This window comes from Enterobacter sp. P82 (genome assembly GCF_037053385.1).
Lineage (GTDB): Bacteria > Pseudomonadota > Gammaproteobacteria > Enterobacterales > Enterobacteriaceae > Enterobacter.
The window spans coordinates 24391-40791 of sequence record NZ_JBALHX010000008.1; the positions used below are offsets into that span (position 1 = coordinate 24391).

13 protein-coding genes are annotated in these 16401 nt (G+C 55.5%); 8 read left to right on the forward strand and 5 right to left on the reverse strand.

Features of this window, described 5'->3' with window-relative positions:
• Nucleotides 1-10: 10 nt before the first annotated feature.
• Entirely contained in the window at nt 11-673 is a 663-nt protein-coding gene (fsa, locus tag WB237_RS21445; RefSeq protein WP_336216228.1) for a fructose-6-phosphate aldolase, read from the forward strand.
• A gap of 12 nt (nt 674-685) precedes the next feature.
• Nucleotides 686-1789 carry a bifunctional L-1,2-propanediol dehydrogenase/glycerol dehydrogenase gene (gene gldA / locus WB237_RS21450; protein ID WP_336216230.1) on the forward strand — a complete coding sequence of 368 codons (1104 nt, stop codon included), beginning with the start codon at nt 686-688 and terminating at the stop codon, nt 1787-1789.
• A 51-nt stretch (nt 1790-1840) separates the two neighbouring features.
• Here the strand turns inward: gldA and katG are convergent, their stop codons facing one another.
• From katG to metB, 4 genes are all read right to left on the reverse strand, one after another.
• Entirely contained in the window at nt 1841-4012 is a 2172-nt protein-coding gene (gene katG, locus WB237_RS21455) for a catalase/peroxidase HPI (protein WP_336216232.1), read from the reverse strand.
• Nucleotides 4013-4219: 207 nt separating this feature from the next.
• On the reverse strand, nt 4220-5110 hold the full coding sequence (metF, locus tag WB237_RS21460) for a methylenetetrahydrofolate reductase (protein WP_114980093.1): 891 nt from the start codon (nt 5108-5110) through the stop codon (nt 4220-4222).
• Nucleotides 5111-5313: 203 nt separating this feature from the next.
• A complete protein-coding gene (locus WB237_RS21465) occupies nt 5314-7746 on the reverse strand; it encodes a bifunctional aspartate kinase/homoserine dehydrogenase II (protein ID WP_336216235.1) in 2433 nt (810 codons plus the stop codon).
• A 2-nt stretch (nt 7747-7748) separates the two neighbouring features.
• Complete coding sequence (gene metB, locus WB237_RS21470; protein ID WP_049004901.1) at nt 7749-8909, reverse strand: cystathionine gamma-synthase; 1161 nt, start codon at nt 8907-8909, stop codon at nt 7749-7751.
• A gap of 276 nt (nt 8910-9185) precedes the next feature.
• On the opposite strand from metB, the gene metJ reads away from it, so the two are divergent.
• Nucleotides 9186-9503: a met regulon transcriptional regulator MetJ gene (gene metJ / locus WB237_RS21475; protein ID WP_003862042.1), complete on the forward strand. Its 318-nt coding sequence runs from the start codon at nt 9186-9188 to the stop codon at nt 9501-9503.
• Between the two features lie 48 nt (nt 9504-9551).
• On the opposite strand, the gene rpmE is transcribed toward metJ, so the two are convergent.
• Nucleotides 9552-9764 carry a 50S ribosomal protein L31 gene (gene rpmE / locus WB237_RS21480; RefSeq protein ID WP_003862040.1) on the reverse strand — a complete coding sequence of 71 codons (213 nt, stop codon included), beginning with the start codon at nt 9762-9764 and terminating at the stop codon, nt 9552-9554.
• 200 nt (nt 9765-9964) lie between these two features.
• Here rpmE and priA point away from each other — a divergent pair, with 200 nt between their 5' ends.
• From priA to hslU, 5 genes are all read left to right on the forward strand, one after another.
• Nucleotides 9965-12160 (forward strand): primosomal protein N', encoded by a 2196-nt coding sequence (gene priA, locus WB237_RS21485; protein WP_336216240.1) that lies wholly within the window; start codon nt 9965-9967, stop codon nt 12158-12160.
• A 119-nt stretch (nt 12161-12279) separates the two neighbouring features.
• Nucleotides 12280-13305 carry a DNA-binding transcriptional regulator CytR gene (gene cytR / locus WB237_RS21490; protein WP_049004903.1) on the forward strand — a complete coding sequence of 342 codons (1026 nt, stop codon included), beginning with the start codon at nt 12280-12282 and terminating at the stop codon, nt 13303-13305.
• Nucleotides 13306-13398: 93 nt separating this feature from the next.
• Nucleotides 13399-14397, forward strand: coding sequence for a cell division protein FtsN (gene ftsN / locus WB237_RS21495; protein ID WP_336216246.1), 999 nt, complete (start codon nt 13399-13401; stop codon nt 14395-14397).
• A gap of 94 nt (nt 14398-14491) precedes the next feature.
• Complete coding sequence (gene hslV, locus WB237_RS21500; RefSeq protein ID WP_014172194.1) at nt 14492-15022, forward strand: ATP-dependent protease subunit HslV; 531 nt, start codon at nt 14492-14494, stop codon at nt 15020-15022.
• A 9-nt stretch (nt 15023-15031) separates the two neighbouring features.
• Nucleotides 15032-16366 (forward strand): HslU--HslV peptidase ATPase subunit, encoded by a 1335-nt coding sequence (gene hslU / locus WB237_RS21505; RefSeq protein ID WP_116343777.1) that lies wholly within the window; start codon nt 15032-15034, stop codon nt 16364-16366.
• Nucleotides 16367-16401: the final 35 nt, after the last annotated feature.

Here is a 16401-nt window from a genome sequence, read left to right on the forward strand (position 1 = left end):
AGGAAGAGTGATGGAACTGTATCTGGATACCGCCAATGTGGCGGAAGTCGAACGCCTTGCACGCATTTTTCCCATTGCGGGCGTGACCACTAACCCAAGCATTATCGCTGCCAGCCGTGAATCCATCTGGAACGTGCTGCCGCGCCTGCAAAAGGCCATCGGGCCGGACGGCACGCTGTTTGCCCAAACCATGAGCCGCGATGCAGAGGGCATGGTGGCGGAGGCTAAACGCCTGAGTAATGTCATACCGGACATCGTGGTCAAAATCCCGGTGACGGCTCAGGGGCTTATCGCGATTCAGGCTCTGAAAAAAGAGGGCATTACCACGCTGGGTACCGCCGTATACAGCGCAGCACAGGGGTTACTCGCCGCACTGGCAGGAGCAAAGTATGTGGCCCCGTATGTGAACCGCGTCGACGCTCAAGGCGGTGACGGTATTCGCATGGTGCAAGAACTGCAATCCCTGCTTGAAATGCATGCGCCAGAGAGCAAGGTACTTGCCGCCAGCTTTAAAACTCCGCGACAGGCGCTGGACTGCCTGCTTGCCGGCTGTGAAGCAATCACGCTTCCTTTAGATGTAGCGCAACAAATGCTCGGCACCCCGGCGGTAGAGTCAGCAATAGAGAAGTTCGAGCAAGACTGGAAAAACGCGTTTGGTAACCTCAACCTCTAAGGGAGAACTGTTATGGACCGTATCATTCAATCGCCGGGGAAATACATCCAGGGCGCTAATGTGTTAACCCGTCTCGGCGACTATCTGAAGCCACTTGCACAGCGCTGGCTGGTGGTTGGCGATAAATTTGTGCTGGGCTTTGCTGAAGAGACTTTACGCAAGAGCTTTAAAAACGCAGAACTGCATGCTGAAATCGCGCCGTTTGGCGGCGAATGTTCGCAAAATGAAATCGATCGACTGAAAAAACTGGCAGACAGTGCCGACTGCATGGCGGTACTGGGTATCGGCGGCGGAAAAACGCTGGATACCGCCAAAGCGCTGGCACACTTTATGGACGTGCCGGTCGCCATTGCCCCGACTATCGCCTCCACTGATGCGCCGTGCAGCGCGCTTTCCGTGATTTATACCGACAACGGCGAGTTCGATCGCTACCTGATGCTACCGCACAACCCGAACATGGTTATCGTTGACACAACCGTGGTGGCAGGAGCACCGCCGCGTCTGCTGGCTGCGGGGATTGGCGATGCACTGGCCACCTGGTTTGAAGCACGAGCCTGTTCCCGCAGTGGCGCAACCACCATGGCAGGAGGCAAATGTACGCAGGCTGCGTTAGCGCTCGCCGAGCTGTGCTACAACACGCTGATTGAAGAGGGCGAAAAGGCGATGCTGGCGGCAGAACAGCACGTCGTAACACCGGCGCTGGAACGCATCATTGAAGCCAATACGTATCTCAGCGGCGTCGGTTTTGAAAGCGGCGGGCTGGCTGCAGCACACGCCATTCACAACGGCATGACGGCAGTGCCGGACGCACATCACTTCTATCATGGTGAAAAAGTCGCATTCGGTACGCTGACGCAGCTGGTACTGGAAAACGCCCCAGTAGAAGAAATAGAGACCGTCGCGGCGCTTTGTCACAGCGTTGGTTTGCCCATCACGCTGGCACAGCTGAACATCAAAGAGGATATCCCGGCTAAAATGCGTCTGATTGCGGAAGCCTCCTGCGCGGAAGGCGAAACCATTCATAACATGCCGGGCGGCGTGTCGCCGGACCAGGTTTACGCGGCACTTTTAGTTGCCGATCAGTACGGACAGCGGTTCTTACAGGAGTGGGAATAGCCGCAACTCGCATGGCGTTAAAAAAATCCCCGCCGGAGCGGGGATTTTTTATTACTGCAGGTCGAAACGATCCAAATCCATCACTTTCGCCCATGCTGCAACGAAGTCACGGACAAACTTCTCGCTGGCATCGCTGCTGGCATAAACTTCTGCCAGCGCGCGCAGGACGGCGTTGGAACCGAAGACCAGATCAGCGCGGGTCGCGGTATATTTCACTTCACCGCTGGCGCGGTCGCTACCGGCAAACAGCTCGTTTGATTCATCGGTCGCTTTCCACTGGGTATTCATATCCAGCAGATTGACAAAGAAGTCATTACTCAGCACACCCTCGCGGTCGGTGAACACGCCATTCTTGCTGCCATCGAAGTTAGCACCCAATACACGCAAGCCACCCACCAGCACCGTCAGTTCAGGCGCGGTCAGCGTCAGCTGTTGGGCCTTATCAATCAGGAGTGATTCCGTGGTCGAGGCATTAACCTGGGCACGGTAGTTGCGGAAGCCATCGGCAATCGGTTCGAGCAGGTTAAACATCTCGATATCCGTTTGATCCTGACGAGCATCCACACGGCCCGGCGTGAACGGTACAGTGACATATACGCCTGCCGCTTTCGCAGCTTGCTCAACACCCACTACACCCGCCAGCACGATGATATCTGCCAGGGAAGCTTTGTTAGTGGTGCGCTGAATAGCTTCCAGAGCAGGAAGTGCACGAACCGCTGCGGCGTTCACATCCCAGTCACGTTGAGGCGCCAGCGCCAGACGTGCGCCGTTGGCACCGCCGCGCTTATCGCCGCCGCGGAAGGTTGAAGCCGACGCCCAGGCAACAGAAACCAGCTCGCTTACGGAGAGACCCGATGCCGTAATTTCCGCTTTCAGACTTTCAATATCTTCTTTCGAAGGGTTGAACACCGCCTGTGGCAGCGGATCCTGCCAAATCAGATCTTCTTTCGGCACTTCCGGACCAATGTACCGCGCTTTTGGCCCCATATCACGGTGGGTCAGTTTGAACCACGCACGTGCGAAGGCTTCGTTAAAGGCCTGCGGATCGTTCAGGAAACGACGGGAAATTTTCTCGAATTCCGGGTCAAAACGCAGCGTCAGGTCGGTGACCAGCATGGTTGGTTTGCGTTTTTTCGACGGGTCGAACGGATCAGGCATAATGTCCGGCGCATTTACGGCTTCAAACTGAATGGCACCGGCCGGGCTACGTGTCTGCACCCACTCATATTTGAACAGGTTCTCGAAGAAATAGTTGCTCCACTGGGTCGGGGTTTGTGACCAGATGACTTCCAGACCAGAGGTGATAGCATCTTCGCCAACGCCAGAGCCGTGCGTGCTATGCCAGCCAAGACCCTGCGCCTCAATCGGTGCGGCTTCCGGATCAGCACCTACATGGGTCGCTTCTCCTGCGCCGTGGGTTTTACCGAGAGTATGCCCCCCCGCAATCAACGCGACGGTCTCTTCGTCATCCATACCCATGTTACCAAAGGTGGCGCGGATCGCTGCTGCCGCTGACAGCGGTTCGCCGCTGGCATTTGGCCCTTCCGGGTTAACGTAAATCAGGCCCATTTCGGTTGCGCCGAGTGGACGCTTCGCCAGCTCTTCCGGATCGCGGTGCTTCAGCCAGGTCGTTTCATCGCCCCAGTTAACGTCCATATCCGGTTCCCAGACGTCTTCACGCCCGGCACCAAAACCAAAGGTGCGGAAGCCCGAGTTTTCCAGCGCCACGTTACCCGCAAGGATAAACAGGTCAGCCCAGGAGATTTTTTGCCCGTATTTTTGCTTAATTGGCCACAGCAGGCGACGTGCTTTATCCAGGCTGACGTTATCAGGCCAGGAGTTCAGCGGCGCAAAGCGCTGTTGACCGCGTCCTGCACCACCGCGCCCGTCAACGGAGCGATAGGTGCCTGCACCGTGCCAGGCCATACGAATAAACAGACCGGCATAGCTGCCCCAGTCGGCTGGCCACCACGGTTGAGAGTCGGTTAAAAGTGCTTTGAGGTCGCCTTTAAGCGCGGAATAATCAAGTTTGCTGAATTCTTTGCGGTAGTCGAAGTCTTCACCCAGAGGGTTCGAACGGTTGGAATGTTGGTTAAGAAGGTCGACACGGAGTTGTTTTGGCCACCAGTCACGGCTGCTGGTACCTGCCCCCGCGCTCTGATCGTGACCGCCCTGATGGAACGGGCATTTGCCGACTTTATTGGTATCGTCTGACGTGCTCATCGCTATGCTCCCTTTTACAGTGTTACCGTTACGATATACGCCCTTATTGATAAGGTACAGTTGGGATAACCCACAGATTCGATAGTTAATTCCGTTTAATTACACTTTGAAAATTTGTGACTTTTGTACGTCTTTGGCAGAATTGCCGATATGACAGGAAAATAAAACCCTTATAAATCAAAAAACCCTCCGAAGAGGGCTTTTTTGTTACACGCCTGGTCTAACACCGAGCGTGTGGCATATGGCGTAACTCATCTCCGCACGGTTCAGCGTGTAGAAGTGGAAATCCTTCACCCCTTCACGACTTAAAATCTTCACCATGTCCATCGCGATATTTGCGCCCACCAGCTTGCGTGTTTCCGGGTCATCGTCCAGCCCTTCGTACATTTTAGACATCCAAAGCGGAATGCGCACATTCGTCATGTCAGCAAATTTCTTCGCCTGTTTGAAGTTAGAGACCGGCAGAATACCTGGGATGATTTCAACGTCGATGCCTGCGGAAACACAACGGTCACGGAAGCGCAGGTAGCTTTCCACATCAAAGAAGAACTGGGTAATCGCGCGGTTTGCACCGGCTTCCACTTTACGCTTCAGGTTAAGCAGATCGGCCTGGGCACTTTTCGCTTCCGGGTGAACTTCAGGATAAGCGGCAACGGAGATATCAAAATCGGCCACGTCTTTCAGCAGCGCGACCAGGTCGGCAGCATACATTTCCGGCTTACCGCTACCCGGCGGCAGGTCACCGCGCAGGGCAACAATATGACGAATGCCGTTGTTCCAGTAATCCTGGGCGATAGCACGCAATTCTTCACGGGTTGCGTCGATGCAGGTGAGATGTGGGGCCGCTTCCAGACCGGTACGATCTTTAATGCCTTTAATGATGCTGTGCGTACGGTCACGCTCGCCGGAGTTTGCACCGTAGGTTACAGAGACAAACTTCGGTTTCAGGCTGCTGAGACGATCGATAGAGCTCCACAGGGTTTGCTCCATTTCACTGGTGCGCGGCGGGAAAAATTCAAAAGAGACGTTAATCTGGCCGTTTACTTCGGCCAGGCTCTGATTCAGGGCTTCCCGCTGGTTGGCGTGAAAAAAGCTCATACCGTACCTCTATCAATCGCGTGTCGTTGTGTGTTGTTTTGTGAACTTCTATACGTTTAGACGTCCAGATGTAAAAATGACGGAAAAGCGGAGGGACGTCAACAGAAATAATCAACAATAAAGGTGAGGTTTGCTCAGGGAATATGAGGAAAATTCATGATGAGGGTAACTCCCTCTCCCGGCGAGAGAGGGAACTTTAGGTATTACAGCAGCTTAGCCAGACGGTTGATGTCGGACTGGATCGCGCCGGCGGTCACATCGCGCCCCGCCCCCGGACCGCGGATCACCAGTGGGTTATCACGATACCAGCGGCTTTCGATTGCGAAGACATTATCGCACGGTAGCAGTGCTGCCAGCGGATGTTCAGGACGCACCGCCTCAACACCCACACGCGCTTTTCCGTTGGCCTCAAAACGCGCCACATAGCGCAGTACCAGCCCCATCTCGTTCGCCGCTTCCAGACGCTGTACCATCTGCTCGTTAAGCTCTTCACCATTTTCAAAGAAATGGTCTATAGAACCTTCTTCACAGCCAGCAGTCACCAGTGATTCGACGCGTACGGAATCCGGTTCGATGTCGTAACCGGCTTCACGCGCGAGGATCACCAGCTTGCGCATTACATCTTTACCGGAGAGGTCAACGCGCGGATCGGGCTCGGTTAAGCCCTGCTGCCACGCCTGATCCACCAGGTCGGTGAACGGTACGGTGCCGTCAAACTGCAGGAACAACCAGGAGAGCGTGCCGGAGAAGATACCGCTCAGCGCCAGAATACTGTCGCCGCTTTCAATCAGATCACGCACGGTGTGGTTAACCGGCAGGCCCGCACCCACGGTGGCGTTATAGAGCCAGTGACGCCCTGTTTTTTCAAACGCGTCGTGGATCTGACGGTATTTATCGGTGCTGCTTGCCCCCGCCAGCTTATTGGCGCTAATCACGTGGAACCCATGGCTGGCGAAATCAAGATACTGATCGGCCAGTTGTTCGCTGGCGGTGACGTCCAGCACCACCAGATCGTCATACGGGTGCGCACGCATCCACAGGAACAGCGATTCTTCATCCTGCTCGACAGCTTCATCATTAAAGAAAGCAAGCGCACGGCTGGCGTCCAGCCCTTCGTAGTTCAGCAGGCTGCGGCGGCTATCCACCACGCCAGCGAGAATAAATTCAAACCCGGTACGTGCAGAGAGCGTGACCTGTTCGCGGGCAAACAGCTCCAGCCAGCGGGAACCGATGTTGCCTTTACCGAACAGCACCAGGCCAATGCGTTTTTCCGCGCGGAACAGAGAGGTATGCAGACCCTGAATCAGGCTCTCGGTAGGCCCTTTACGCAGCACGGCGACCAGGCTGATGCCCTCTTCCGACTGCCAGGTGAACTCAACCGGCTGTCCCTTCAGTTGCTGCCAGAAACGGTGGCAGTGCAGAGGGTTACGGGTGACACCCGCCCCCACCATCGCCACCAGCGCCAGCCCCTGACGCAGGCGAAGTTCACCCGGCAGACCTGCTTCATCCAGAATTTTCAGCGCGCTGTCCGCCACTTCAGCGGTGTAGCAGAACTGCAGCAGCTGGCGGTCATTGTGCACGCCAACGGCCAGCGGACGCACCTGAGCACGCTTTAACACCAGGTCGATGTCCTTATGTGCCAGTTTGAAATCCTGTCCTGCCGGAACCTGGAACTCAATCAGACAGATGTCATCGTGGCTGGTAACAATACGCGCCCCGGTACCGGAAGCCAGCACGCGCTCAATACGCGTGGAGCCCTGATCCGGGGTGTAACTGCAGCGCAGCTGCAGGTCAATATCGCTGCCGGAAACTGGCTGCAGCGTGCGCGCGTGCAGTACCGGCGCCGCCAGACGTGCCAGTTCGCTGGCTTCGTCAAGACGCAGCAGCGGCAGTAAACAGGCATCTTTCACTTTGCGCGGGTCGGCGCTGTAAACACCAGCCACATCACTCCAGATGGTGACGCGGGACACGCCCGCCAGAGCACCGATTTGCGTTGCAGAGTAGTCGGAGCCGTTACGCCCCAGCAGCACCGTTTCGCCCGCGTTGCTGCGGCTGATAAAGCCGGTGACGACAATGCGTTTACCTGGATGTTGCACCAGCAGCTGTTGCAGTAACGGGTAAGACAATCCTTCGTCGACCTGCGGCTGTGCAGCACGCTCAGCGCGCAGGAAATCGCGCGCATCGAGCCAGGCAGCTTCAACGCCGAGATGTTGCAAAACAGCAGCCATCAGGCGAGCAGACCACACTTCCCCATGGCCGACCACTTCGGCATACACCGCATCGGTAATGCCGCTGTCCAGCAGGGCAGCAAGACGCTCAAGGTCATGGGTGAAGGCACTGATCAGCCCGTCCGCTACGTCTGCAGGCAGCAGGCCGGCAATCAGTTCGCTCTGATAACGACGTAAGGACTGTTGCACCTGATGCGCAGAAAGGCGATCGGTCTGGCTCAATTTCAGCCAGCTAATCAACTGGTTAGTGGTGCTGCCCGCCGCAGAGACAACCATCATGTCCCCCGGCTGCGAATACTCTGTCATGATCCCTGCGACACGCAGATAACATTTCACATCAGCAAGACTACTACCACCAAACTTGTGCAGCTGACGACCCTTCGCCCCTGCCTGCGCTATCACACTCATGATTACCCCTTGGCTGCGACCCGGAAGCCATTTTCCAGATCGGCAATTAAATCTTCAGAATCTTCAATACCGGTTGAGATTCGCAGCAGCGTCTCGGAAATCCCGGCGGCGGCACGTGCTTCGGGTGCCATACCTGCGTGCGTCATGGTTGCGGCGTGGGAGATTAAGCTTTCAACCCCACCTAAGGATTCCGCCAGCGTAAACAATGACAGCCCGCTCAGGAAGCGACGCAGCGTTTGCTCGTCACCGTCCAGTTCAAAACTTAACATCGCGCCAAATCCCTTCTGCTGGCGCGCGGCGATCTCGTGCCCCTGGTTTTCCGGCAGCGACGGGTGATAGAGCTTCTTCACCAGCGGCTGCGTTTTCAGGAAATCGACAATCGCCTGAGCATTGCGCTGCGCCACTTCCATACGCGGCGACAGCGTACGAATGCCACGTAACAGCAAGTAGCTGTCGAAGGCACCCGCGGTGACGCCAATATTATTGGCCCACCATGCCAGTTCCGTGACAACCTCGGGGTCTTTTGCAATCACCACGCCCGCTACCACGTCAGAATGGCCGTTCAGATATTTAGTGCATGAATGCAATACCAGATCAGCACCCAATGCTAATGGGTTCTGAAGGGCCGGACTGAGGAACGTATTATCCACTACACTTATCGCTCCCGCATCCCTTGCGAGCTGACAAATTTTCGCAATGTCGACAACGCGCAACAATGGGTTGCTTGGACTTTCCACCAGTACCAGCTTCGGTTTCTCTGCCAGCGCCTGTTTCAGCGCCTGTTCGTCGTTTTGATCGACAAACAGCACGCGATAACAGCCGCGCTTTGCCAGACTATCAAACAGACGATAGCTACCGCCGTAGCAGTCGTGCGGCGCAACCAGCAGGTCACCCGGTTTCAGGAACACAGTGGTCACCAGATGAATGGCGGACATACCGGTATTGGTTAATACTGCACCTGCGCCACCTTCCAGCTCTGCCAGCGCGCGCTGGGTCACGTCACGCGTAGGGTTACCACGACGCGAGTAGTCATGCGCGCGGGGTTCATTAAATCCGGTGAAATTATAGGTACTGGAAAGATGAATGGGCGGAACAACACAGCCGTACTGCTCGTCATCATTCAATCCGCTACGCACTGCGATGGTGGCCTGTTTACGCGTCATGGTGAAGGCTTCCTGGCTAATTAGGTGAAAAGTCAGGCACCAGAGTAAACATTGAAAGTATGGACGTCAATACATCTGGACATCTAAACTTCTTTGCGTATAGATTGAGCAATGCGCAAATAGCCGTTAAAATTATATGCTTTAGTGCACGCTGCAGCGGCAATATCCGTGCCACGGTATCGTCTCTACGGTAAACTAGGCAAGATTACGGTTCAAAACCCAGAGTTACAGGTTTTGCACCCTTAGATAAATGACTGAGAGGATTAAAGGTATCTCATGGCTGAATGGAGCGGCGAATATATCAGCCCATACGCTGAGCACGGTAAGAAGAGTGAGCAAGTAAAGAAAATTACGGTTTCCATTCCTCTGAAGGTGTTGAAGATCCTCACCGATGAACGTACGCGTCGTCAGGTGAACAACCTGCGCCACGCAACCAACAGCGAACTGTTGTGCGAAGCGTTTCTGCATGCGTTTACCGGTCAACCGTTGCCGAACGATGACGATCTGCGCAAAGAGCGTAGCGACGAAATCCCGGAAGAGGCGAAGGTGATCATGCGTGAACTGGGTATTGACCCGGAGACGTGGGAATACTGAAAAGCGGATACAAAAAAGGCACCTTGCGGTGCCTTTTTTTCGGGAAACTTATTTAGCGCCCGGGATGCTGAAACGCTTGTTGAAGCGGTCAACACGGCCACCGGTTGCAACATCACGCTGCTTACCAGTGTAGAACGGGTGGCATTTGCCGCACACGTCCAGGTTCAGATCGTGACCCACGGTAGAGCGGATCTGGATAGAGTTACCGCAAGAGCAGTTTGCAGTAATCATTTCGTATTTCGGGTGAATATCTTTTTTCATGGGAGAACCTCAGTTAAGGCCGCGTCGCTCTTCCAGCCCTAACGCCAGACACCACGCGATGTTGATTGTAAGTTCTTTGGCGTAAAGTACACCAAAGGCGGCGAATCATACAGAATTTGACCAACGTATGCAAACTGATCCGCACGCCGCTTTTACTAATGTGTATACTAACGCGCCACTTTTCAAGTCAGGAAGATTAGATGCCCGTCGCTCACGTTGCCCTGCCCGTTCCGCTTTCCCGCACCTTTGACTATCTGCTGCCTGACAGCATGAGCGTCAAAGCGGGCTATCGCGTGATCGTGCCCTTTGGCAAGCAGCAGCGTGTGGGGATTGTGGTTTCGGTCAGCGATAAGAGCGAGTTACCGCTTAATGAACTGAAATCGGTTGTTGAAGTGCTGGACAGTGAGCCGGTTTACTCCAGCAGCATCTGGCGCCTGCTGCTGTGGGCGGCGGATTACTACCACCACCCCATCGGCGACGTCCTGTTCCATGCCCTGCCGGTTATGCTACGCCAGGGTAAAAGCGCCAGCCATGCGCCAATGTGGTACTGGTTTGCCACCGAAGAAGGTCAGGCTGTCGACATCAACAGCCTCAAACGCTCGCAGAAACAGCAGCAGGCGCTGGCGGCGCTGCGCCAGGGGAAAATCTGGCGTCATCAGGTCGACGAACTTGAGATCAGCGAAACGGCGCTACAGGCCCTGAGAAAGAAAGGGTTGAGTGAACTGGGCAGCGAAGCGCCTGCGCTTTACGACTGGCGGGAGAGTTTCTCTGTTTCAGGTGACCGACTGCGTCTGAATACCGAGCAGGCCACCGCCGTCGGCGCGATTCATAGCGCCTCCGATCATTTCTCTGCCTGGCTGCTGGCGGGAGTTACCGGTTCCGGCAAGACCGAAGTCTACCTGAGCGTGCTGGAAAACGTGCTCGCACAGGGCAAACAGGCGCTGGTGATGGTGCCGGAAATTGGCCTGACGCCGCAAACCATCGCCCGATTCCGCGAGCGCTTTAACGCGCCGGTTGAGGTGCTGCACTCCGGCCTGAACGACAGCGAGCGCCTCAACGCCTGGCTGAAAGCGAAAAACGGTGAAGCGGCGATTGTGATCGGCACCCGCTCGTCGCTGTTTACGCCGTTTAAAAATCTCGGCGTTATCGTGATCGACGAAGAGCACGACAGCTCCTATAAACAGCAGGAAGGCTGGCGTTACCATGCCCGCGATCTGGCGGTCTATCGCGCGCACAGCGAGCAAATCCCTATTATTCTCGGCTCCGCCACGCCGGCGCTCGAAACGCTCCACAACGTGCGCCAGCGTAAATACCATATGCTGCGCCTGACGCGTCGCGCGGGAAATGCTCGTCCGGCCATTCAGCACGTACTGGATCTGAAAGGCCAGCAGGTGCAGGCGGGGTTAGCACCCGCACTTATCACCCGGATGCGCCAGCATTTGCAGGCCGGGAACCAGGTCATTCTGTTTCTCAACCGGCGCGGATTTGCGCCAGCCCTGCTGTGCCACGACTGCGGCTGGATTGCCGAATGCCCGCGCTGCGATCATTACTACACCTTCCATCAGGCCCAGCGTCATTTGCGCTGCCACCACTGCGACAGTCAGCGCCCTGTTCCGCGCCAGTGTCCATCGTGTGGTTCAACGCACATTGTGCCGGTGGGTCTGGGGACGGAACAGCTGGAACAAGCTCTTGCGCCCTTCTTCCCTGACGTCCCCCTGTCCCGCATCGACCGGGACACCACCAGCCGCAAAGGCGCGCTGGAACAACAACTGGCGGAAGTGCATCGTGGCGGCGCACGCATTTTGATTGGCACCCAGATGCTGGCGAAAGGACACCATTTCCCGGATGTAACGCTGGTTGCCCTGCTGGATGTCGACGGCGCACTCTTCTCAGCAGACTTCCGTTCCGCGGAACGTTTTGCCCAGCTTTATACCCAGGTCGCCGGTCGTGCCGGACGCGCGGGCAAACAGGGCGAAGTGGTTCTGCAAACGCACCACCCTGAACACCCGTTACTCCAGACCCTGCTACACAAAGGCTACGATGCTTTTGCTGAACAGGCGCTGGCAGAACGCCAGACCCTGCAGCTGCCGCCGTGGACCAGCCACGTGATCATTCGTGCAGAAGATCATAACAACCAGCAGGCCCCACTTTTCCTGCAGCAGCTGAGAAACCTCCTGCAGGCCAGTCCACTGGTGGATAACCAGCTGTGGATTTTGGGCCCGGTTCCGGCACTGGCACCAAAGCGCGGCGGACGTTTTCGCTGGCAAATTTTGCTCCAGCACCCTTCGAGAATTCGTCTCCAGCATATCGTCAGCGGCGCGCTGGTACTGATTAACACCCTTCCGGAAGCGCGAAAAGTGAAGTGGGTGCTGGACGTCGATCCCATCGAAGGCTGAAGACGGATCGAAAAATTTAACGTTCCTCACACTTTTTATGAAAATTCTGTAACCGATTCCATTAACTATCTGTAAAAATGGTGATGTCAGAAGTTCGGTGTTCAGGCGAGGAGAAGACGTTGAAGTCCAGCAAAGAGGTTGCACCGGCGACCATGAAAGACGTTGCCCAGAAAGCACAGGTCTCTACGGCAACGGTATCCCGCGCATTAATGAATCCGGATAAAGTCTCCCAGGCGACCCGTAACCGGGTTGAGCAGGCTGCGCTGGAAGTGGGCTATTTTCCACAGGCGATGGGCCGTAACGTCAAACGCAATGAGTCGCGCACCATCCTGGTGATTGTGCCGGACATCTGCGATCCCTTTTTCAGCGAGATTATCCGCGGTATTGAAGTGACCGCGGCTGAGCAGGGTTATCTGGTGCTAATTGGCGACTGCGCGCACCAGAACCAGCAGGAAAAAACCTTTATCGACCTCATTATCACCAAGCAGATCGACGGTATGTTGCTGCTTGGCTCTCGCCTGCCGTTTGATGCCAGCATTGAAGAGCAGCGTAATTTACCGCCGATGGTCATGGCCAACGAGTTTGCGCCAGAGCTGGAGCTGCCGACGGTCCATATCGATAACCTCACCGCCGCATTCAACGCCGTCAACTATCTCCAGGAATTGGGTCATAAACGTATTGGCTGCATTGCCGGGCCGGAAGAGATGCCGCTGTGCCACTACCGTCTGCAGGGTTACGTTCAGGCGCTGCGCCGTACTGGCGTCACTGTCGATCCGCACTATATTGCTCGTGGTGACTTCACCTTCGCTGCGGGTGGACAGGCGCTGGAAAAACTTCTGGACCTGCCTGAGCCACCCACCGCCGTATTCTGTCACAGTGACGTAATGGCGTTGGGCGCATTGTCGTATGCCAAACGTCGTGGCCTGCGGATACCGAAAGATTTATCGATCATCGGATTCGATAATATTTCGCTTTCGGAATTTTGCGATCCGCCGCTCTCAACGGTCGCTCAGCCGCGCTATCAAATTGGCCGCGAAGCGATGCTTCTTCTGCTGGATCAGCTTCACGGTCAAACAGTTAGCAGCGGCTCGCGTTTGCTGGACTGCGAACTGATTGTTCGCGGCACTACCCAGGCATTGACTTAAAGTAAACGTCTTTCGGACACCCTTATCTGGTCAAAGCCCCGCCGCTTAAGTAACATGGCGGACTGACGAACGAATAAATACAGCGAAACGATAGTGGCACAACGAGATTATGTACGTCGCGGCCAGCCGGCACCTTCGCGACGCAAAAAGAGTAGCTCAAGGAAAAAGCAGAGTAACCTGCCTGCTGTCTCGCCAGCAATGGTCGCTATTGCTGCGGCTGTAGTCGTCGCCTTTATTGGTGGACTGTACTTTATTACGCACCATAAAAAAGAAGAGTCTGAGGCGCTTCAGGCCAGCAAAGTGGCCGGAAATGGTCTTCCTCCGAAGCCTGAAGAACGCTGGCGCTATATCAAAGAGCTGGAAAGCCGTCAGCCTGGCGTACGTGCGCCAACCGAGCCTTCCGCAGGCGGAGAAGTGCAGAATGCCAATCAGTTGACGGATGAACAGCGTCAGTTGTTGGCACAAATGCAGGCTGATATGCGCCAGCAACCCACGCAGTTGAATGAAGTCCCGTGGAATGAACAGACTCCGGCACAGCGTCAGCAAACGTTACAGCGACGTCAGGCGCAACAGCAAATTCAGCAGCAGCAACAGCAACAACAGTGGGCGCAAACCCAGCCGGTACAGCAGCCGAAAGCACAGCCGCGGGTAACGGAACAACCTTACCAGCAGCAGACGCGTACGGTGCAGTCCCAGCCGGTTCAGCAACAGCCGAAGGCTCAGCCACAGAAGCAGACGGCTCAGCCATATCAGGATCTCTTGCAGACGCCAGCGCATACCACCGCTCAGCAGCCGAAAACGCAGCAGGCAGCGCCGATCACTAAAGAGACCGATGCACCGAAGCAGACAGCGGAGAAGAAAGATGAGCGCCGCTGGATGGTTCAGTGCGGTTCGTTTAAAGGTGCAGAGCAGGCGGAAACGGTGCGCGCGCAGCTGGCCTTTGAAGGGTTTGATTCACGTATTACCACCAACAATGGCTGGAATCGCGTAGTGATTGGCCCGGTTAAAGGCAAAGAAAATGCTGATGGCACCATTTCACGTTTGAAAGTCGCCGGTCACACAAACTGTATTCGACTCGCATCCGGGGGTTGAAACCCCCAATTTCCCCCCCATCTATCATTCTATTCAGCCCTGAGCACAGGCTCAGGGCTTCTGTTTCCCGATTCTGTAACCAGGGGGTCTGCTCGTGACAACAATAGTAAGTGTACGCCGTAACGGCCATGTGGTAATCGCCGGTGATGGCCAGGCCACGCTGGGTAATACCGTCATGAAAGGCAACGTGAAGAAAGTACGTCGTCTCTATAACGACAAAGTGATCGCCGGTTTTGCTGGCGGCACCGCTGATGCCTTCACGCTGTTTGAACTGTTTGAACGCAAACTGGAAATGCACCAGGGTCATCTGGTGAAAGCCGCTGTTGAGCTGGCGAAAGACTGGCGTACCGACCGCATGCTGCGCAAGCTCGAAGCACTGCTGGCCGTGGCCGACGAAACCGCATCGCTGATTATCACCGGTAACGGTGACGTCATTCAGCCGGAAAACGACCTGATTGCCATCGGCTCTGGCGGCCCTTATGCCCAGGCTGCAGCCCGCGCGCTGTTGGAAAATACCGACATGAACGCGCGAGATATCGCGGTGAAGGCGTTGGATATTGCAGGTGATATCTGCATTTATACCAACCACAACCACACCATCGAAGAATTACCGTCTAAAGCGTAAGGATCTCCCATGTCTGAAATGACCCCACGCGAAATTGTTAGCGAACTGAACAAACATATTATCGGCCAGGATAACGCCAAGCGTTCCGTGGCGATCGCCCTGCGTAACCGCTGGCGCCGCATGCAGCTTGATGAAGAGCTGCGCCACGAAGTGACACCAAAAAACATTCTGATGATCGGCCCGACCGGTGTCGGTAAAACCGAGATCGCCCGTCGTCTGGCGAAGCTGGCTAACGCGCCGTTCATCAAAGTTGAAGCCACTAAGTTCACCGAAGTGGGTTATGTCGGTAAAGAAGTGGATTCTATCATCCGCGATCTGACCGATTCTGCTATCAAAATGGTGCGCGTTCAGGCGATTGAGAAAAACCGTTACCGCGCAGAAGAGATGGCCGAAGAGCGCATTCTCGACGTGTTGATCCCACCGGCAAAAAACAACTGGGGCCAGGCTGAACAACAGTCTGAACCTTCAGCCGCACGTCAGGCGTTCCGCAAAAAACTGCGTGAAGGCCAGCTGGATGATAAAGAGATTGAGATCGATCTCGCGGCCGCACCGATGGGCGTGGAAATCATGGCGCCTCCAGGCATGGAAGAAATGACCAGCCAGCTGCAGTCCATGTTCCAGAACCTGGGCGGCCAGAAGCAGAAAGCGCGTAAGCTGAAAATCAAGGACGCGATGAAGCTGCTTATCGAAGAAGAAGCGGCAAAACTGGTGAACCCGGAAGAGCTGAAACAGGATGCTATCGACGCGGTTGAGCAGCACGGTATCGTGTTTATCGACGAAATCGATAAAATCTGTAAACGTGGCGGCAACAGCTCCGGCCCGGATGTGTCCCGTGAAGGCGTTCAGCGCGACCTGCTGCCGCTGGTTGAAGGCTGCACCGTTTCCACTAAGCACGGCATGGTAAAAACAGACCACATTCTGTTTATCGCATCCGGTGCATTCCAGGTTGCCAGCCCGTCTGACCTGATCCCGGAATTGCAGGGTCGTCTGCCCATCCGCGTTGAGTTGCAGGCGCTGACCACTGAAGATTTCGAACGTATCCTGACCGAGCCAAATGCCTCTGCTACCGTACAGTACAAAGCGCTGATGGCGACCGAAGGTGTGAACCTCGAGTTCACCGAAGACGGTATCAAACGTATCGCTCAGGCCGCATGGCAGGTGAACGAAACCACCGAGAACATCGGTGCGCGTCGTCTCCATACCGTGCTGGAACGCCTGGTGGAAGATATCTCTTATGATGCGAGCGACCTTAACGGTCAAACCATCACCATTGACGCAGAATATGTGAGTAAACATCTGGATGCGTTAGTGGCAGATGAAGATCTGAGCCGTTTTATCCTATAATCGCGGTTACTGGATTCTCATCACGTTTAATGGGG

Coding starts and splice junctions, on each gene's coding strand:
- fsa (WP_336216228.1), top strand. CDS start 11: ATGGAACTGTATCTGGATACCGCCAATGTGGCGGAAGTCGAACGCCTT.
- metF (WP_114980093.1), bottom strand. CDS start 5,110: ATGAGCTTTTTTCACGCCAACCAGCGGGAAGCCCTGAATCAGAGCCTG.
- WB237_RS21465 (WP_336216235.1), bottom strand. CDS start 7,746: ATGAGTGTGATAGCGCAGGCAGGGGCGAAGGGTCGTCAGCTGCACAAG.
- priA (WP_336216240.1), top strand. CDS start 9,965: ATGCCCGTCGCTCACGTTGCCCTGCCCGTTCCGCTTTCCCGCACCTTT.
- metB (WP_049004901.1), bottom strand. CDS start 8,909: ATGACGCGTAAACAGGCCACCATCGCAGTGCGTAGCGGATTGAATGAT.
- metJ (WP_003862042.1), top strand. CDS start 9,186: ATGGCTGAATGGAGCGGCGAATATATCAGCCCATACGCTGAGCACGGT.
- katG (WP_336216232.1), bottom strand. CDS start 4,012: ATGAGCACGTCAGACGATACCAATAAAGTCGGCAAATGCCCGTTCCAT.
- gldA (WP_336216230.1), top strand. CDS start 686: ATGGACCGTATCATTCAATCGCCGGGGAAATACATCCAGGGCGCTAAT.
- rpmE (WP_003862040.1), bottom strand. CDS start 9,764: ATGAAAAAAGATATTCACCCGAAATACGAAATGATTACTGCAAACTGC.
- hslU (WP_116343777.1), top strand. CDS start 15,032: ATGTCTGAAATGACCCCACGCGAAATTGTTAGCGAACTGAACAAACAT.